At 66.0% G+C, this 15,680-nt stretch carries 14 protein-coding genes; 5 read left to right on the top strand and 9 right to left on the bottom strand.

Annotation, left to right across the window (positions count from 1 at the left end; all coding sequences use genetic code 11):
• Positions 1-67 precede the first annotated feature (67 nt).
• Entirely contained in the window at positions 68-736 is a 669-nt protein-coding gene (locus tag OHB26_RS01075; RefSeq protein ID WP_330182362.1) for a hypothetical protein, read from the bottom strand.
• Between the two features lie 293 nt (positions 737-1,029).
• Between OHB26_RS01075 and kdpF the strand changes: the two genes are divergently transcribed.
• The 5 genes from kdpF to OHB26_RS01050 all read left to right on the top strand — a co-directional run bounded on the left by kdpF (position 1,030) and on the right by OHB26_RS01050 (position 6,345).
• Positions 1,030-1,116, top strand: coding sequence for a K(+)-transporting ATPase subunit F (gene kdpF, locus OHB26_RS01070; RefSeq protein ID WP_245678172.1), 87 nt, complete (start codon positions 1,030-1,032; stop codon positions 1,114-1,116).
• Positions 1,117-2,787, top strand: coding sequence for a potassium-transporting ATPase subunit KdpA (gene kdpA / locus OHB26_RS01065; protein ID WP_330182361.1), 1,671 nt, complete (start codon positions 1,117-1,119; stop codon positions 2,785-2,787).
• 1 nt (position 2,788) lies between these two features.
• Positions 2,789-4,936: a potassium-transporting ATPase subunit KdpB gene (gene kdpB, locus OHB26_RS01060; RefSeq protein ID WP_330182360.1), complete on the top strand. Its 2,148-nt coding sequence runs from the start codon at positions 2,789-2,791 to the stop codon at positions 4,934-4,936.
• A 1-nt stretch (position 4,937) separates the two neighbouring features.
• Positions 4,938-5,819 carry a potassium-transporting ATPase subunit C gene (locus OHB26_RS01055; RefSeq protein ID WP_330182359.1) on the top strand — a complete coding sequence of 294 codons (882 nt, stop codon included), beginning with the start codon at positions 4,938-4,940 and terminating at the stop codon, positions 5,817-5,819.
• Positions 5,820-6,021: 202 nt separating this feature from the next.
• Positions 6,022-6,345, top strand: coding sequence for a hypothetical protein (locus OHB26_RS01050; RefSeq protein ID WP_330182358.1), 324 nt, complete (start codon positions 6,022-6,024; stop codon positions 6,343-6,345).
• Between the two features lie 6 nt (positions 6,346-6,351).
• On the opposite strand, the gene OHB26_RS01045 is transcribed toward OHB26_RS01050, so the two are convergent.
• The 8 genes from OHB26_RS01045 to OHB26_RS01010 all read right to left on the bottom strand — a co-directional run bounded on the left by OHB26_RS01045 (position 6,352) and on the right by OHB26_RS01010 (position 15,641).
• The gene (locus OHB26_RS01045) at positions 6,352-7,863 is read right to left on the bottom strand and encodes a substrate-binding domain-containing protein (RefSeq protein ID WP_330182357.1); all 1,512 of its coding nucleotides are present in this window, start codon (positions 7,861-7,863) and stop codon (positions 6,352-6,354) included.
• Between the two features lie 179 nt (positions 7,864-8,042).
• A complete protein-coding gene (locus OHB26_RS01040) occupies positions 8,043-10,268 on the bottom strand; it encodes an acyltransferase family protein (protein ID WP_330182356.1) in 2,226 nt (741 codons plus the stop codon).
• 103 nt (positions 10,269-10,371) lie between these two features.
• Positions 10,372-11,661, bottom strand: coding sequence for an ArsB/NhaD family transporter (locus OHB26_RS01035; RefSeq protein WP_330182355.1), 1,290 nt, complete (start codon positions 11,659-11,661; stop codon positions 10,372-10,374).
• Positions 11,662-11,677: 16 nt separating this feature from the next.
• Positions 11,678-12,121 (bottom strand): CBS domain-containing protein, encoded by a 444-nt coding sequence (locus OHB26_RS01030; RefSeq protein WP_330182354.1) that lies wholly within the window; start codon positions 12,119-12,121, stop codon positions 11,678-11,680.
• 247 nt (positions 12,122-12,368) lie between these two features.
• Positions 12,369-12,806 (bottom strand): carboxymuconolactone decarboxylase family protein, encoded by a 438-nt coding sequence (locus OHB26_RS01025; RefSeq protein ID WP_330182353.1) that lies wholly within the window; start codon positions 12,804-12,806, stop codon positions 12,369-12,371.
• Positions 12,807-12,911: 105 nt separating this feature from the next.
• Positions 12,912-14,036 (bottom strand): acyl-CoA dehydrogenase family protein, encoded by a 1,125-nt coding sequence (locus OHB26_RS01020; RefSeq protein WP_330182352.1) that lies wholly within the window; start codon positions 14,034-14,036, stop codon positions 12,912-12,914.
• Between the two features lie 2 nt (positions 14,037-14,038).
• Positions 14,039-15,271, bottom strand: a complete 1,233-nt coding sequence (locus OHB26_RS01015; protein ID WP_330182351.1) for an acyl-CoA dehydrogenase family protein — start codon at positions 15,269-15,271, stop codon at positions 14,039-14,041.
• A 166-nt stretch (positions 15,272-15,437) separates the two neighbouring features.
• Entirely contained in the window at positions 15,438-15,641 is a 204-nt protein-coding gene (locus OHB26_RS01010) for a cold-shock protein (protein WP_067574676.1), read from the bottom strand.
• Positions 15,642-15,680: the final 39 nt, after the last annotated feature.

Raw genomic sequence — 15,680 nt, 5'->3', positions numbered from 1 at the left:
CCGTCGCCAACTGTAGGGGCCGGGTTATGACCGGACGCGGCTCGAGAGGTGACCTATCGTGCCAAAGCTAATTCGCGGCGAACGTTTTGTCCCATGTGGCCGGTGCCTGGCCGAAAGTGCGCTGCCCATTGGCGATCACGGACTTGGCGAGGGCGCGATTACCGACGGCGCCGATGACCGCGCCGATACCCGCGGGCAGGGTCTTGCCGAACATGAGGACGCCGCGTTTGACGATGAACTGGACGATGAAGCGTTTGGCCATGGCGTTGTCGATGGAGCGGACCACCGGGAGATGATCGGCGACGGTGGTGGCCCAGTCGCGCGCGGATTGCCCGGCCCGCTTGCCGAGCAGTTCCTCTCCGCTCTCACCCAGCACCACCCCGGCAACCAGGGTCCGGCGCTGTTTGGCGGGGAGGTCGTTCATACCGTGCACCGCCCCGACCGATGCGGCGTACAGCGCCGAGGTCTCCAGAAAGAACACGGATTCGACGCCGCTGACGGCCAATCCGATGAGGGTGCCCACCCCGGGCACCGCGGCCGAGAGCCCCGCTAGGGTGCCGCTGACGGTGACGATCGTCAGATAGCGGAGCTCCAGACCCTGCTCGATCCCGGCGGGGGAGCGGTCCGGATGTTTGCGGTGCAGGCGGTCGACATACTTCGCCGCCAGCGGAGCCTGTAGTCCGGTGCCGCCGCGTAGCACCAATTCCACGGACTTCTGTAGTGCGCGTTCGAACATGGGGCCTCCGTTTCGTCCGGCCTGATCGAGGTTACGGACGACCCCCGCCACGCCGATGTTTCGACACACCGAGCCGAGCCTGTAAGCGGAGCGTCAAGGCGAAGGCGCGAGACGCTAAGAAGGCGTAAATGCCCTCGAATATGGCCCAATCGAACGCTTGACTCGCTCCGTCGCACCTGAGGTGCGGCGTCTGTTAGAGAGAGGTTTCGATACATGTCCGTCGTGGTGTTCACCGTGCTGACCGTGGCGATTTTCGCCCTGCTCGGCCTGATCCAGCGCGGGGTGGAGCGGCTGTGACTCAGAACATTATCGGTCTGGTTCTGGCCATTGGCGTCGCTGTCTATCTCATCGCGGCGCTGCTGTACCCGGAGAGGTTCTAAGTGAGCACGACAACAGCGGGGATCGTCTTCGCGGCGACCCTGATCCTCGCGCTGGCCCTGGTGCATGTACCGCTCGGCGACTACATGTACCGGGTCTACAGCAGCGAGAAGCACTCCCGCGCCGAGCGTGGCATCTACAAGGCCATCGGCGTGCAGCCCGGGGTGGAACAGACCTGGGGCGTCTACGCGCGCAGCGTGCTGGCCTTCTCGGCCGTGAGCATTCTGTTCCTGTTCTTCTTTCAGCTGATTCAGGGCAAACTGCCGTTGCACCTGAATGATCCGGGCACCGAGATGACCCCGGCGCTGGCCTGGAACACCGCGGTCAGCTTCGTGACCAATACGAACTGGCAGAACTACTCCGGCGAATCGACCCAGGGCCACCTGGTGCAGATGGCCGGACTCGCGGTGCAGAACTTCGTCTCCGCGGCGGTCGGTATCGCGGTCGCGGTGGCCCTGGTGCGCGGTTTCGCGCGCAGGCACACCGGCGATCTGGGCAACTTCTGGGTGGATCTGGTGAGGGGAACCATCCGTATTCTGCTGCCCTTGGCGTTCCTCTTCGCCATCGTGCTCATCGCGGGCGGCGCGATCCAGAACTTCCACGTGCACGATCAGGTGGCGCAGACCATAACCGGTGGGTCGCAGACCATTACCGGTGGTCCGGTCGCGAGCCAGGAGGTCATCAAGGAACTCGGCACCAACGGCGGCGGCTTCTACAACGCCAACTCCGCACACCCGTTCGAGAACCCGGCCACCTGGACCAACTGGATCGAGATCTTCCTGCTGCTGGTGATCAGTTTCTCGCTGCCGCGCACCTTCGGGCGCATGGTCGGCAGCAAGAAGCAGGGTTTCGCCATCGCGGCGGTCATGTCGGTGCTGGCCATCGGTTCGCTGACACTGATGAATCTCTTCCAGTTGCAGCACCACGGCACGGTCCCGACCGCGATCGGCGCATCGCTGGAAGGCGTGGAAACCCGCTTCGGCGTATCGAATTCGGCGACCTTCGCCACCGCGACCACGCTCACCTCGACCGGTGCGGTGGACTCGTTCCACGATTCGTACACCAGCCTCGGTGGCATGATGACGCTGTTCAATATGCAGCTCGGTGAGGTCGCGCCCGGCGGTGTCGGCTCGGGTCTCTACGGCATGCTGATCCTGGCGGTCATCACCGTGTTCATCGCGGGCCTGATGGTCGGCCGCACCCCGGAGTACCTGGGCAAGAAGATCACCCCGCGTGAGATCAAGCTCGCCGCGTCGTACTTCCTGATCAGCCCGCTCATCGTGCTCATCGGCACCGCCGTCGCCATGGCCATGCCCGGCCAGCGCGCCGGTATGGCGAACTCGGGACCACACGGGTTGTCGGAAGTGTTGTACGCCTTCACCTCCGCGGCCAATAACAATGGTTCGGCCTTCGCCGGTTTGACCGGTAATACCGAGTGGTACAACACCGCGCTCGGTCTGGCCATGGTCTTCGGCCGCTTCCTGCCGATGATCTTCGTTCTCGCACTGGCCGGTTCGCTGGCTCAGCAGGGCACGACGCCGGAATCGATCGGCACGCTCCCGACCCATCGGCCGCAGTTCGTCGGCATGGTCGTCGGCGTGACCGTGATCCTGGTGGCCCTGACCTTCCTGCCCGCGCTGGCGCTCGGGCCGCTCGCCGAAGGAATCCACTGAAATGTCTGCTCCCACCATTGAACCCGCGGTGACGCCGGACGCGTCATCGCCCAAGGGCCGGGTCACCAGCGGACTGTTCGATCCGCAGATGCTGCTGAAGTCGTTGCCGGACGCCTTCAAGAAGCTGGACCCGCGCACGCTGTGGCATAACCCGGTCATGCTGATCGTCGAGATCGGCGCGATCTGGTCCACCATCCTCGCCGTCGTCGACCCGTCGTTCTTCGGCTGGGCCATCGTCGTATGGCTCTGGGCGACAGTGCTTTTCGCCAACCTGGCGGAGGCCGTCGCCGAAGGTCGCGGTAAGGCGCAGGCCGATACCCTGCGTAAAGCCAAGACCGACACCGTCGCTCGCCGCCTGGCCGACTGGTCGCCCGGCGCACGGGTGGTCGAGGAGCGGGTCGCGGCGGCCGAACTGCAACGCGGCGACTTCGTCGTCGTCGAGGCGGGCCAGGTCATCCCGGGTGACGGTGATGTCGTCGAAGGTATTGCCTCGGTGGACGAATCGGCCATCACCGGTGAATCCGCACCCGTCATCCGTGAGTCCGGCGGCGACCGTTCCGCGGTCACCGGTGGCACCACGGTGCTGTCCGACCGGGTGGTCGTCAAGATCACCCAGGAGCCGGGCGGCAGCTTCATCGACAAGATGATCGCGCTCGTCGAGGGCGCGTCGCGGCAGAAGACGCCGAACGAGATCGCGCTGAACATCCTGCTCGCCGCGCTCACCATCATCTTCGTCTTCGCGGTGGCGACCCTGCAGCCGCTGGCCATCTACTCCAAGGTGAACCTGCCCGGCGTGCCGGACAGCTTGGCGCTCGACAACAATGGCATCACCGGCATCGTCATGGTGTCGCTGCTGGTCTGCTTGATTCCGACCACCATCGGCGCCCTGCTCTCGGCCATCGGCATCGCCGGTATGGACCGGCTGGTGCAGCGCAATGTGCTGGCCATGTCGGGCCGTGCGGTCGAGGCCGCCGGTGATGTGAACACGCTGCTGCTGGACAAGACCGGCACCATCACCCTCGGTAACCGTCAGGCTTCGGATTTCGTGCCGATGCCGGGTGTGTCCGCCGACGAAATGGCCGATGCCGCACAGCTTTCCAGCCTCGCCGACGAGACCCCCGAGGGTCGCTCCATCGTGGTGTACGCCAAGACCGCGTACAACAAGCGCGAGCGCACCCCCGGTGAGCTCACCGGCGCGACCTGGGTGGAGTTCACCGCCCAGACCCGCATGTCGGGTGTGGACCTGGCCGACGGGCATCAGCTGCGCAAGGGTGCGGCCAGTGCCGTCACCGAATGGGTGCGTACCCAGGGCGGGGTGATTCCGGATCAGGTCGGCCAGACCGTGGACGGTATCTCCGCCTCCGGCGGCACACCGCTGGTGGTCGCGGAGGCCAAAGACGGTAAGGCCCGCCTGGTCGGCGTCATCCATCTCAAGGATGTGGTGAAGCAGGGTATGCGCGAGCGCTTCGACGAGATGCGCAAGATGGGCATTCGCACCGTCATGATCACCGGCGACAATCCGTTGACCGCCAAGGCGATCGCGGACGAGGCGGGCGTCGACGACTTCCTCGCGGAGGCCACTCCCGAGGACAAGCTGGCGCTGATCAAGAAGGAGCAGGCCGGTGGCCGCCTGGTCGCCATGACCGGTGACGGCACCAACGACGCGCCCGCACTCGCCCAGGCGGATGTCGGCGTCGCGATGAACACGGGTACGTCGGCCGCGAAAGAGGCCGGCAATATGGTCGACCTCGACTCGGACCCGACCAAGCTCATCGAGATCGTGGAGATCGGCAAGCAGTTGCTCATCACCCGCGGTGCGCTGACCACGTTCTCCATCGCCAACGACATCGCCAAGTACTTCGCGATCATTCCCGCGTTGTTCGTGGCGCTGTACCCCGGCCTGGACATGCTCAATGTGATGCGACTGGCGAGCCCGCAGTCGGCGATCCTGTCCGCGGTCATCTTCAACGCGATCATCATCGTGGTGCTGATTCCGCTGGCGCTGCGCGGCGTGGCCTACAAGCCCGCGGCAGCCTCGAAGCTCTTGAGCCGCAACCTGGCCGTCTACGGCGTGGGTGGCATCATCGCCCCCTTCATCGGCATCAAGCTGATCGACCTCGTCGTCCAATTCCTCCCCGGGATGTCCTGAAATGCGCATGTCAACTTGGATCCGGCAGCATGTGGCGGCCCTGCGCGCGCTACTGGTGCTGACCGCGATCACCGGAATCATCTATCCGCTGGCGGTTTTCGCGGTCGCACAGCTGCCCGGCCTGAAGGACAACGCCGAGGGTTCGCTCATCGAACGCAACGGCGTGACGGTCGGCTCCAGCCTCATCGGGCAGTCGTTCACCGATGACAAGGGCAATGCCCTGGTGCAGTACTTCCAGAGCCGTCCCTCCGCCGCGGGCACCGCGGGCTACGACCCGACCTCCACGGGCGCGAGCAACCTCGGCCCGGAGAACATCGTGGACAGCGCGCCGGACAAGACCGGCCTGCTGACTACCGTGTGCACCCGCAGCAAGACCATCGGTGAGCTCGAGGGCGTGGATGGCAGCCGTCCGTTCTGCACCCCCGGCGGGGTGGGCGCGGTGCTGTCGGTCATCGGGCCGCGCGAGACCAACGGCCAGATCGATCACCCCGAAAAGGTGGTGAGCGTCAACGAGTTCTGCTCGGTGACCAAGACTCCGTTCCAGCAGGCGTACAAGGGCGTCACGGTCGAGTGCGCCGCCGACGGCGAGGACTACTCGGCCGGGCTCATCGTCCCGATCCGCGGTGACGCCCCCGCCGAGTCGGCCGTACCGCCGGATGCCGTGACCGCCAGCGGTTCCGGTCTGGACCCGCACATCTCCCCGGCGTACGCGGATATCCAGATCGCCCGAATCGCCAAGGCCCGCAATATCTCCCAGGACCAGGTGCGCGCCCTCGTGGATGCGCACACGGACGGCCGCACCCTCGGCTTCCTGGGCGAGCCCCGCGTGAACGTGGTCGAACTCAACCTCGACCTGGACGGCAAGTACCCGTTCCGCGCCTAGAAAGCTGCCGGTATCGGCCGGTGGGACCGCAGGGCCACAGTCGCTTCGTTCACGAGGGCGACTGTGGCCCTTGCGTATTGATCGGGTAAATATGCCGGGCCCGGGCGCATGGGTCCCGTCAAGAGTGGATGTCGAGCGCCGGTGACACGCATAACGTCTGTGCTGCAAGGAAATTGGCATCGAAGGTGAGGCAGCGGTTTCGATGGAAGACCAGGCACAGGAGATGCGCGTACTGCGCGAGGTGGTGAATCACCGTGGCGTGGTCGAGCTGCTGGATCTGCTGGCATGGGGACCGCATACGGTGCGCGAGCTGCGCTCGGCGCTGAGTCTGCGCCGCCCCGGGGTGTCCCGGGTGCTGCGGGTGGTCGCGGCCTACGGGCTGGTGACCACCGACGGCACCGGCAGTTGGGATGAACCGCTCGAGATCGCCGAACCCGTTCGGCTCACCGAGAACGGCTGGCGCATCGTCGAACTGCTGAACAACTTCGCGGTGTGGGTCGAGTTGTACGAGCAGTCCGACAGCTGAGCCGATTCAGGACGTGGGCTGGCAGCTGGTCGGGTTCGCCAGTTCGGTGCACGGGGTATTGCCGTACGAGCGCAATACGTCCTTGCCCTGGAGGTCGGTGAGGTACCGCAGGAAGGCCGCCGCGAGGGAATCGGCGGGAAGTTCGCCGTTGCTGTAGGCGTACTCGACATTCCAGAGCGGATAGGTGTGCGTGAGCACCTGTTCGCGGGTGGCGGAGTGGCCGCCGATGGTCACCGCCTGCACATCGGAAGCCTTTGCGGCATCGGTGTTCTCGGCGTAGCCGATGGCACCGGGAACCTCCGCCACGGCCTTGAGCATGTCCTTGGTGACCGGGACCTCGCAGAAGGACGCGCCCGGCGGATTGGTGGCGAGGATGGTGCGACAGCTGGTGGCGGGCGGCGCAGGGGGCTGCTCGTCACCCAGTACCCGGGCGCGGAAGGTTTCCCGGCTGCCCGAGCCCAGCGCCCGATGTATCACGCGCACAGGCAGGTTCGGGCCGCCGACCAGCTGCCAGTTGTCCACCCGGCCCGCATAGATATCGCGGATCTGCCGCACACTCAGATCGCGCACCCCCACACCGGGATTGACGATCACGGTGAACAGCGACAACGCCAGCGTGCGCGGTTGCAGATTCGGATAGCCGACGCCCTTGGGGCCGTCGTTGATCGCCAGCAGTGCCGGGTTGTCCTTACCCTCGTCGTCAACCCGGCTCAGGCCCCGCTCACTTCCGTCGAACTCGAAGCCGAAATCCGCTCCGGCACAGAGCCGCTGGTACGCGGCGGCGGCGTCACGGATGGCCGGTTCGAATGCCGAAGAGCCCACCAGGGTGAGTTTGCCGGTAGTGCAGTCGGCGTTGACCGGGGCGTCATCGGTGCCCGTACCGACCACGTACTGGATGGCGACCACCGCCACCAGGAAGCCGATCAGCGCCAGCAGTCGAGGCGAACGTCCGGAGTTGCTTCGGGTTTCGGCGACCCGGCCACCCTTGAGTTTGGCGCGCACGGTCGGCGGGGGATACTCGCCCGAGCCACTGCTGCGCTGCAGAATCGCCAGGATCTTGTAGTGGTCACCGCGATTCAACGGCACCTTGGGCAGGTCGATGATGCCCACCCGGTGCGCGGCGTCCTCGCGCGTGCCGATTCCCGTTCCCGGGCGCAGACTGTCGCCGAGGGTGTCATCGCTGAGTTCGGTGACCGCCATACCGATTACGCGCCGATTCGGGAAGTGGATGTGCACGCCGACCGGTTCCGCATCGGGCACCGCGTAGTCGCCATTGTCGATATCGGTCGCGCCATTGTTCTCGATACGCATCAACACCACGGACAGGTCTTGCAGATCCGGTGGTGTGCCGGTCCCGTCGGGGCGCAATTGCGGTAGCACACCCGGGAATACGGATTCGATCTCACCGGTGACCGGCGTATCCATCTGCACCCGATAGCCGAGGCGTTTGCGCCCCACCAGCACGAATTCCCAGATGAAGGCCGCAACCGGTACCGCGATACCGATCAGCGCCAGCACTATCTCGATTGGAAAACCCCCGCCGTTCACTGTGCCGCCTCCCCGGGACTTCAGCGCCCGGCTCGGGTGCCGTTTACAGCTACCAACGCGTGCCGGCGGTTACGAGCCGATACGATTTCGGGGGTACCCCACGAGTTACCCCGACGGCACGATATCAGTTGTCGCCCTTGGGAGTCGGTTCACCACCAGTGCAGGATCGGTTGTAGCTGGTGCTCGAGTTCCGGTGCGAGAGAACGGGAATAGCTCGCGGTGAGGTGATGCTCATCGTGGTAGACGAGGATATTGCCCTCCACCACGGCGCAGGTATCCGGTTCGCAGACCGCGTTGTTCAGATCCAGCACATGCACATTGGGGAAATCGTCCGAGGCGGCGAGGGCCGGATCGACCGCGGAGAGCGCGTCCGGTCGCTTCATACCGCATTCCAGGCGATTACCGCCCGAAGCGAGGCAGTCGATGGCGCGATAGCGAATACCGTTGCGGCGCAACCACGGTGTATCGCGAATGGCGAGCACCTGCAGGCCGCGATCGGAGAGCGCCTGCCATACGTCGAGATAGTCCTGCGGCGTCTCGTCGCCGCCATTGTCGGCGGGGCGGGTGCCGGTGGTGAAGACGAAGTCGGGGCGTTCGTCGCCGAGCCGCTCGATCACATCGTGCGACCAGTCCTTGCAGTCCGGATTGTGCTGGCCCTTGTACATGGGCTCCTCCGCCACGGTGAGCGGGCAGCCCATCTTGAGATAGACGGTGACCTTGAAGCGGTACTTCTCCGCCGCGATCTGCAGCGCCGGAATCCAATGTTCGGCATGGGAATTGCCGACCACGGCAATGGTGCGATGCGCGTTCGCGTCGCCGTAGACGCAGGTGACCACCGAGCGGGTGTCGAAGTCGGCGATACAGCCGTCCCGGGTCGGGTAGGCGATATCGGCGGGGGCCTCCTCCATGGTCGGCCGCATGGGTGCGCGCGGTACCAGCGCGTGGTCGGTGAGCGCCGCCGCGCCGGGATACTTCGCCGGATCGAGCTCGCCCACCGCATGCGCCTTCGCGCCATTGCTCCACTGCCAGGCCAGGGTCGATCCCAGCAGCAGGACACCGACGGTGCTGACCGCGACGCCGGTGAGCATGCGGGCCCGCGCCGGCAGGGTCGGTGTGGACCGCAGCCGCAGCGGCTCCTCCACGAATCGGTGTGTGCCATAGGCCAGTACGAACGAGGCGACGATGATCATCAGCCCGCCCAGCGCACCGGCCGCGCGCTCATGCCGCTCACCCAGGTAGAAGATCAGCATCGGCCAATGCCACAGGTACAGCGCGTACGCGAAGCCACCCAGGCCCACCATGGGCGCGCTGGCCAGCAGGCGATTCACCAAAGGCTGTCCGGCGGTGGCCAAGCCGGTTCCCGCCAGTATCAGACCCGCGGTCGCCAGCACCGGAATCAGCGCGGCCGGACCGGGGAATACCGCCGAACCGTTCACCAGCCAGCCGCAGGCCACGATCGCCGCGATACCCGCCCAGGCGTAGGCCGCTCGAATCAGGCTGTGCGGGTTGAGCATCGGCGCGACAATGGCCAGCAGCGCACCCGTGAGGGGCTCCCAGGCGCGGGCGAAGGTGTCGTAGTAGTTCCAGCCCTGCTGGGTCGAAACACCTTCGGCGGCATAGCGGAACGAGATCACCGCGATCACGGTGAAGAGGACGGCGAGGGTGATGCGCAGCCCGCCCTGCGGTCCGGCCGCCCGCAGCACCCGGCGCGCGGTGGCGGATTGGACGATCCGGCGCACCGGATCGGACCTCAGCACCCGGCGCACCGGGGCCACCCGCCGGACGATCGCGGGGCCGCGTCGGGCGAGCCAGGCGGTCGCCGCGATGATCAGCAGCATCCCCAGATAGCACTGGCCCTGCACCGACATGGACCACAGATGCTGTAGCGGGCTCACCGACGGGTCGGCGGCCAGATAGTCCGACCAGGACAGCGCCAGGTACCAGTTCTGGTAGTAGAAGAGCGAGGCCAGCGTCTGCGCCGCGATATCGGTCCAGCGGGTGTGCGGTAGCAGCAGCACCGCCGCGATCACGACCGCCGCGAGCACCACCACCATGGCGGGTAGTAGCCGCCGCAGCGTGCGCCGGATGGTCGCGGGCACACCGACCGGTCCGCCGTCCGCGCGGCGCAGCAGCATGCCGGTGAAGAAGAAGCCCGAGAGCACCAGGAAGACGTCCACGCCGCCGGAGACCCGGCCGAACCAGATATGGAAGATCACCACCAGGGCGATGGCGATACCGCGCAGACCGTCCAGGTCGTGCCGGTACACGCCCGGAGCGCGGTCCGTGGTACCGGAACCGGGGCTCGGCGCCGGTGCGGCCTGGGGGTCGCTGTCCGGCGCTGTCGGCGAGGGCTGATCGGTGCTGGATAAGGACATGGCGGCGACCATTCTGGTATCCGTAGCCGTGAATTTGCCAGTCGCCGCACGAATCTTCACCGGAATGTGGCCAATGTCCCGGCGAACAGGACTCGACGGGTGATCAGGCGAGCACGAAATACCGTAGCCAGAGGTAGGGCGCGGCCACCGCCACGGTCACGGCCGTGACCACCGCGCCCTTTCGGGTGAACTCCCAGAACGAGATGGGGTGATCCGAGCGGCGGGCGATACCGAGCATGACCACATTCGCGCTCGCGCCGACCGCGGTGAGATTGCCACCGAAATCCGCGCCGATCGCCAGCGCCCACCACAGCGCCTGCGACTGCCCCGGGTGATCGATGGAACCGGCCAGCTCGGCCACCAGCGGGCTCATGGTCGCCACGTACGGAATATTGTCGATGACACCGGACAACACCGCCGACACACCCAGGATGAGCATCGTTGCCACCAGCGCGTTTCCGCCGGTGAGGTCGGTCGCCCAGCTCGCAATGCGGGCTATCACACCGGTTTTCACCAGTGCGCCGATCATGACGAACAGGCCCGCGAAGAACAGCAGCGTCTCCCACTCCACCGCCACCAGGTAATCCCGTTGCGGCAGATCGGATATCAGCACCAGCACGCCCGCGCCCAGCAGCGCCACCAGCGACGGCTCGATATGGAAGAGGGAGTGCCCGAAGAACCCCGCGAACACCGCCGCCAGCACCGCGGCGCATTTGATCAGCAGCCTCGGATCGCGAATCGCCTCCCGCTCGTTCAACAGCATGATGTCGGCGGCGCGCTCGGGATCGACGGTGAACGAACCGCGGAACAGACGCGGCAGCAGCAGCGTGAACACCGCCAGCGCGATCAGCACGATCGGGGTCAGATTGAAGACGAAATCATTGAACGACAGGCCCGCCCGGCTGCCGATGATGATGTTCGGCGGATCACCGATCAGGGTGCTGGCGCCGCCGATATTGGAGGCCAGCACCTCCGCGATCAGGAACGGCGCGGGCGGTACGTCCAGGCGCTCGCAGACCAGCAGGGTGACCGGGGCGATGAGCAGCACCGTGGTCACATTGTCCAGGAACCCCGAGGCGATCGCGGTGATCAGCGTCAGCAGGATCATCACCCGCAGCGCGGAACCCTTGGCGCGCTTGGCCGCCCACACCGCGGCGAACTCGAAGACACCGGTCTGGCGCAGTACGCCGACGATGATCATCATGCCGAGCAGCAGGAAGATGACATTCCAGTCGACGCCGGTCTCCCGGGAGAAGAAGACGTCATCGGAGGTCATCAGCCCGACGGCGACCACTACACCGGCACCGGCCAGCGCGGCCGTGGTCTTGTGAACGCGCTCGGAGGCGATCAGCGTGTACGCCACCGCGAAGACCGCGATGGCGACGGCGGTCACCGGGACCGCCGCGGGTTCAGTTGTTCAACGCCACTTCCAGCAGCCGCGAGGCGGTGATGACACCGATCAGCCGCTTGCCGTCCAGCACCGCGATCAGCGGCGATTTGTACCTGGCCATCAGCGCCGCCACCTCGACGGTGTTGTCGTCCGCCTGCGCCGCCGGAATCTTGGTCAGCCGCTCCGGAATCACATCGCGAACCTTCTTGCCGCGCAACCGATTCGCCACCTGATTGCACATGGATTCGTTCAGCACCCCAGCCAGCGACGGATCGTCCTGCACGTACTTCGGCACGATGAACAACACCACCTGCGAGGCGGGCAGCACCGAATGCGGTGCCCCGTTCGCGTCGGTGACCAGAATCCCGGGCAGTCGATGCTCGGCAAGCAACCTCGCCGCATCCATCGCATCTGAGTCCAAATCGATCACCGGGTATTCCTCGGCCATCTGAGCGGCATGCATAATTGCAGGATACGACGCTGCGGCCAGGTATCACGCGAAGAGAATACGTCAAGATCGAATAGCGCGGCGTCATCGAAACTCCCGGCTCGAATCCGGCCCGAGGTCTCGGACCGAATGCCGACCAGGCTTCCCGGCGCGCCACATATATGAATTGCGTTAAACGATACCGGTTCTCACCGATCGATCTCGGCGGGACCGCCACCCCCGTCATCCCGGCATGACGGGGATGTCGATCCGGCGAGACGGGTTAGTCCGCTTCGTAGAGGCGCATGGGGACGCCGAGGCGGTTCCAGAGGTTGATCTGGGCGGTAATCGCTACCAGGCCCGCGCGCTGGCCCTCGTCGAAGTTCTTCTCGACCTGCGCCCAGGTTTCGTCCGAGACGCCGTGCTCGCCGAGTTCGGTGGCGGCCTCGGCGTATTCGAGGGCGGCGCGCTCGGCGGGGGTGAACTGGTCCGATTCGCGCCAGGCGGTCAGGTGGTAGATGCGCTTCTCGGTCTCGCCCTCTTTGCGGGCCTCGGTGGTGTGCATCTCGATGCAGAACAGGCACCGATTGATCTGGGAGACGCGAATCTTCACCAGTTCACGGACCGTGGCGTCGAGCGGGCCGCGCCGAATCGCGGTCTCGGCGGCCACCCACGCCTGGTAGACCTCGGGTGCGACCGCTGCCAGGTTCATTCGTGACATGTGCTCGTCCTTTCGTGACGTGCCGATCGGGTTCGGTACATCCATTGGACGAGACAGCGCGCGCGGACGTGACGGGCCGCGCCTGTGCGGCCCGTCACACCAGGATCAGGGCCGGGTCAGCGCGGCGTAGCGCGCGGTGTGATGCGCGGTGGTGCCGTACTCGTACTGCACGGCGGTGAGGCGTTTGAAGAAGTGGCCGATGGCGAGCTCCTCGGTCATGCCCATGGCACCGTGCAGCTGCACCGCCTCCTGGCCGATGAGCCGGGCCGCGCGGCCGATGGTGGCCTTGGCGGCGGCGGCGGCCTTGGCGCGCTCGACCGGATCGCCGGTGAGCTTCAATGTCACCAGATACGTTGCGGCAATGGCCTGTTCGAGCTCCAGATGCATATTCACCATGCGGTGCTGCAGCGCCTGGAAGCTGGCGATGGGGACGCCGAACTGCTGCCGCTGCTTGGTGTAATCGACCGTATCGGCGACCACCTTGCGCATGGCCCCGACCGCCTCGGCCGAGATGGCGGCGATGGCCTCGTCGACGGTGGCGGCCACCGCCTCCGATGCCCGCTCCAGCAGCAGGGAATCCGCCGGCAGGCGCAGATTCTGGAAGGTCACGTCGGCGGCGGGCCGTTCGTCGATGGTGCGGTAGGACTCGACGGTGAGCTCGGCGGGCGGGTTCGCGGCATCGAAATCCACTGCGAAGAGCGCGATCTCACCGTCGATGGTGGCGGTCAACAGCAGCTGGGTGGCGAGCGGGGCCGAGGTGACCACCGTCTTCACGCCCGTGAGCAGCCAGTCCTCACCCTCGCGCACGGCGGTGGCGGCGACATTGCCGTAGTCGTAACCGGATTGGGGTTCGAGCCCGGCGAAGCCGATGATGACCGAACCCTCGGCGATCCCGGCGAGCAGATCCTCGGCGCGTTTGCCGGTGGCGCGCTGGAGCAGACCGCCGCCGACGACCACGGTGTCCACATACGGTTCCACCACGAGTGCGCCACCGAGCGCCTCGGCGATGATCATGGTTTCGACGGCCCCGCCGCCTATACCACCGACCGATTCCGGCAGCGCCGCGCCCAGGATGCCGACCTCCTCGGCCAGTCCGCGCCACACCTGTGGCTGCCAGCCCGCGCCGAGGCGCGCTGCGGCCCGGCTGCTTTCGATGTCGTAGCGGGCCGCGAGGAATTCGGTGACGGTATCGCGGAGCAGTTCTTGTTCAGCGGTGAAGGAGAAATCCATGGCTACAGTCCCAGGGTCGCTTTGGCGATGATATTTCGCTGAATCTCATTGCTACCGGCGTAGATCGAACCGGCACGGTCGTTGAAGTAGCGCAGCGGTGCGACCGCCTGCCACTCCTGCCCCGAGACGAAACCGTCCGCGGGCGGGGTGAAGTCGGCGATCGGACCACCCGGCATGGTGGCGTGCGGCTGATACGCGCGACCGCGCGGACCGGCCGCCTCCAATGCCAGCTCGGTGAGGGCCTGGCTCAGCTCGGTGCCCAGAATCTTGATGGTGGAGGCCGCCGGTCCCGGATCCTTGCCACTGGAAACCAGTGCGAGCGTGCGGTATTCGAGAATCTCCAGCACATCCGCACGCATTCGCGCATCTGCCAGCTTGGCCGCGAAGGCCGGATCATCCAGCAGCGCACCGCCATTGGGGCCGGGCTGGGTGCGTGCGGCCTGCGCCAGCTCCTCCGCCATCACCTGCAGCGCCGGCGCCGCCGCGCCGCCGCCGCGCTCGAAATTGAGCAGGAACTTCGCCACCGTCCAGCCGTCGTCGATCTGCCCCAGCACATTCGCCTTGGGTACCCGCACCTGATCGAAGAAGACCTGATTCTGCACCTGCTCACCGGAGGTCATGACCAGCGGGCGGATCTGGATCCCGGGGTTGTCCATCTCCATCAGCACGAAGGTGATGCCCTGCTGCTTCTTGGCCTGCCGGGAGGTGCGCACCAGCGCGAAGATCCAATTGGCCTCGGTGGCATGGGTGGTCCAGATCTTGGAGCCGGTGACCACCAGATCCTCACCATCGGGCACCGCCGCCATGGACAGCGATGCCAGATCCGATCCGGCCTCGGGCTCGGAGTAGCCCTGGCAGAAGAACACCTCACCGGTGAGGATGCGGGGCAGGAAGAACTCCTGCTGCGCCGCCGTGCCGAAGGCCATGATGGCGTGCGAAACCATCCGAATCCCCATGGGGGACAGGTTCGGTGCGCCGGCCAGGGTGCATTCGCGCCCGAAGATGTAGTGCTGGGTCAGGCTCCAGTCGCAGCCGCCGTACTTCACCGGCCAGGCGGGCGCGGCCCACCCCTTGGCATGCAGGATGTGCTGCCACGCCATGCTGGCCTCATGGTCCGGGTAGACGCTGGTGGCCAACCGTCCCGCGCGCCGCAATTCGGGTGTCAGATTCTCATCGAGGAAGTGGCGCACTTCATCGCGAAACGCCAGTTCAGCGGGCGACCAGTCGAGGTCCACGGGTACTCCTTGTGCGAAGGTTCGATGCCAACCATCTCACCGCCTCGCTCCCGCTGGCAAATGTGCTGGCACCCGCCATCACTTTATGGCAAGGCGTAACCCGGATACAACGAACGGCGGCCCGGTGTACCGAAGTACACCGGGCCGCCGTTCGAACTCCTGCTGATTAGGCAGGGGTGATGTTCTCGGCCTGCGGGCCCTTCTGGCCCTGCGCGATGTCGAACGAGACCTTCTGGCCCTCGGTCAGCTCGCGGAAGCCCTGCGCGGCGATGTTCGAGTAGTGGGCGAACACGTCAGGGCCGCCACCATCCTGCTCGATGAAGCCGAAGCCCTTTTCGGTGTTGAACCACTTCACGGTACCGGTAGCCACGATTGACTCTCCTCTTTGTTTGGTGCGACCCGCACTTTG

Source organism: Nocardia sp. NBC_01503 (genome assembly GCF_036327755.1).
Classification (GTDB): Bacteria; Actinomycetota; Actinomycetes; order Mycobacteriales; family Mycobacteriaceae; genus Nocardia.
Note: the sequence above shows the minus strand (reverse complement) of the source record. Positions and strands in the feature narration are given on the sequence as shown.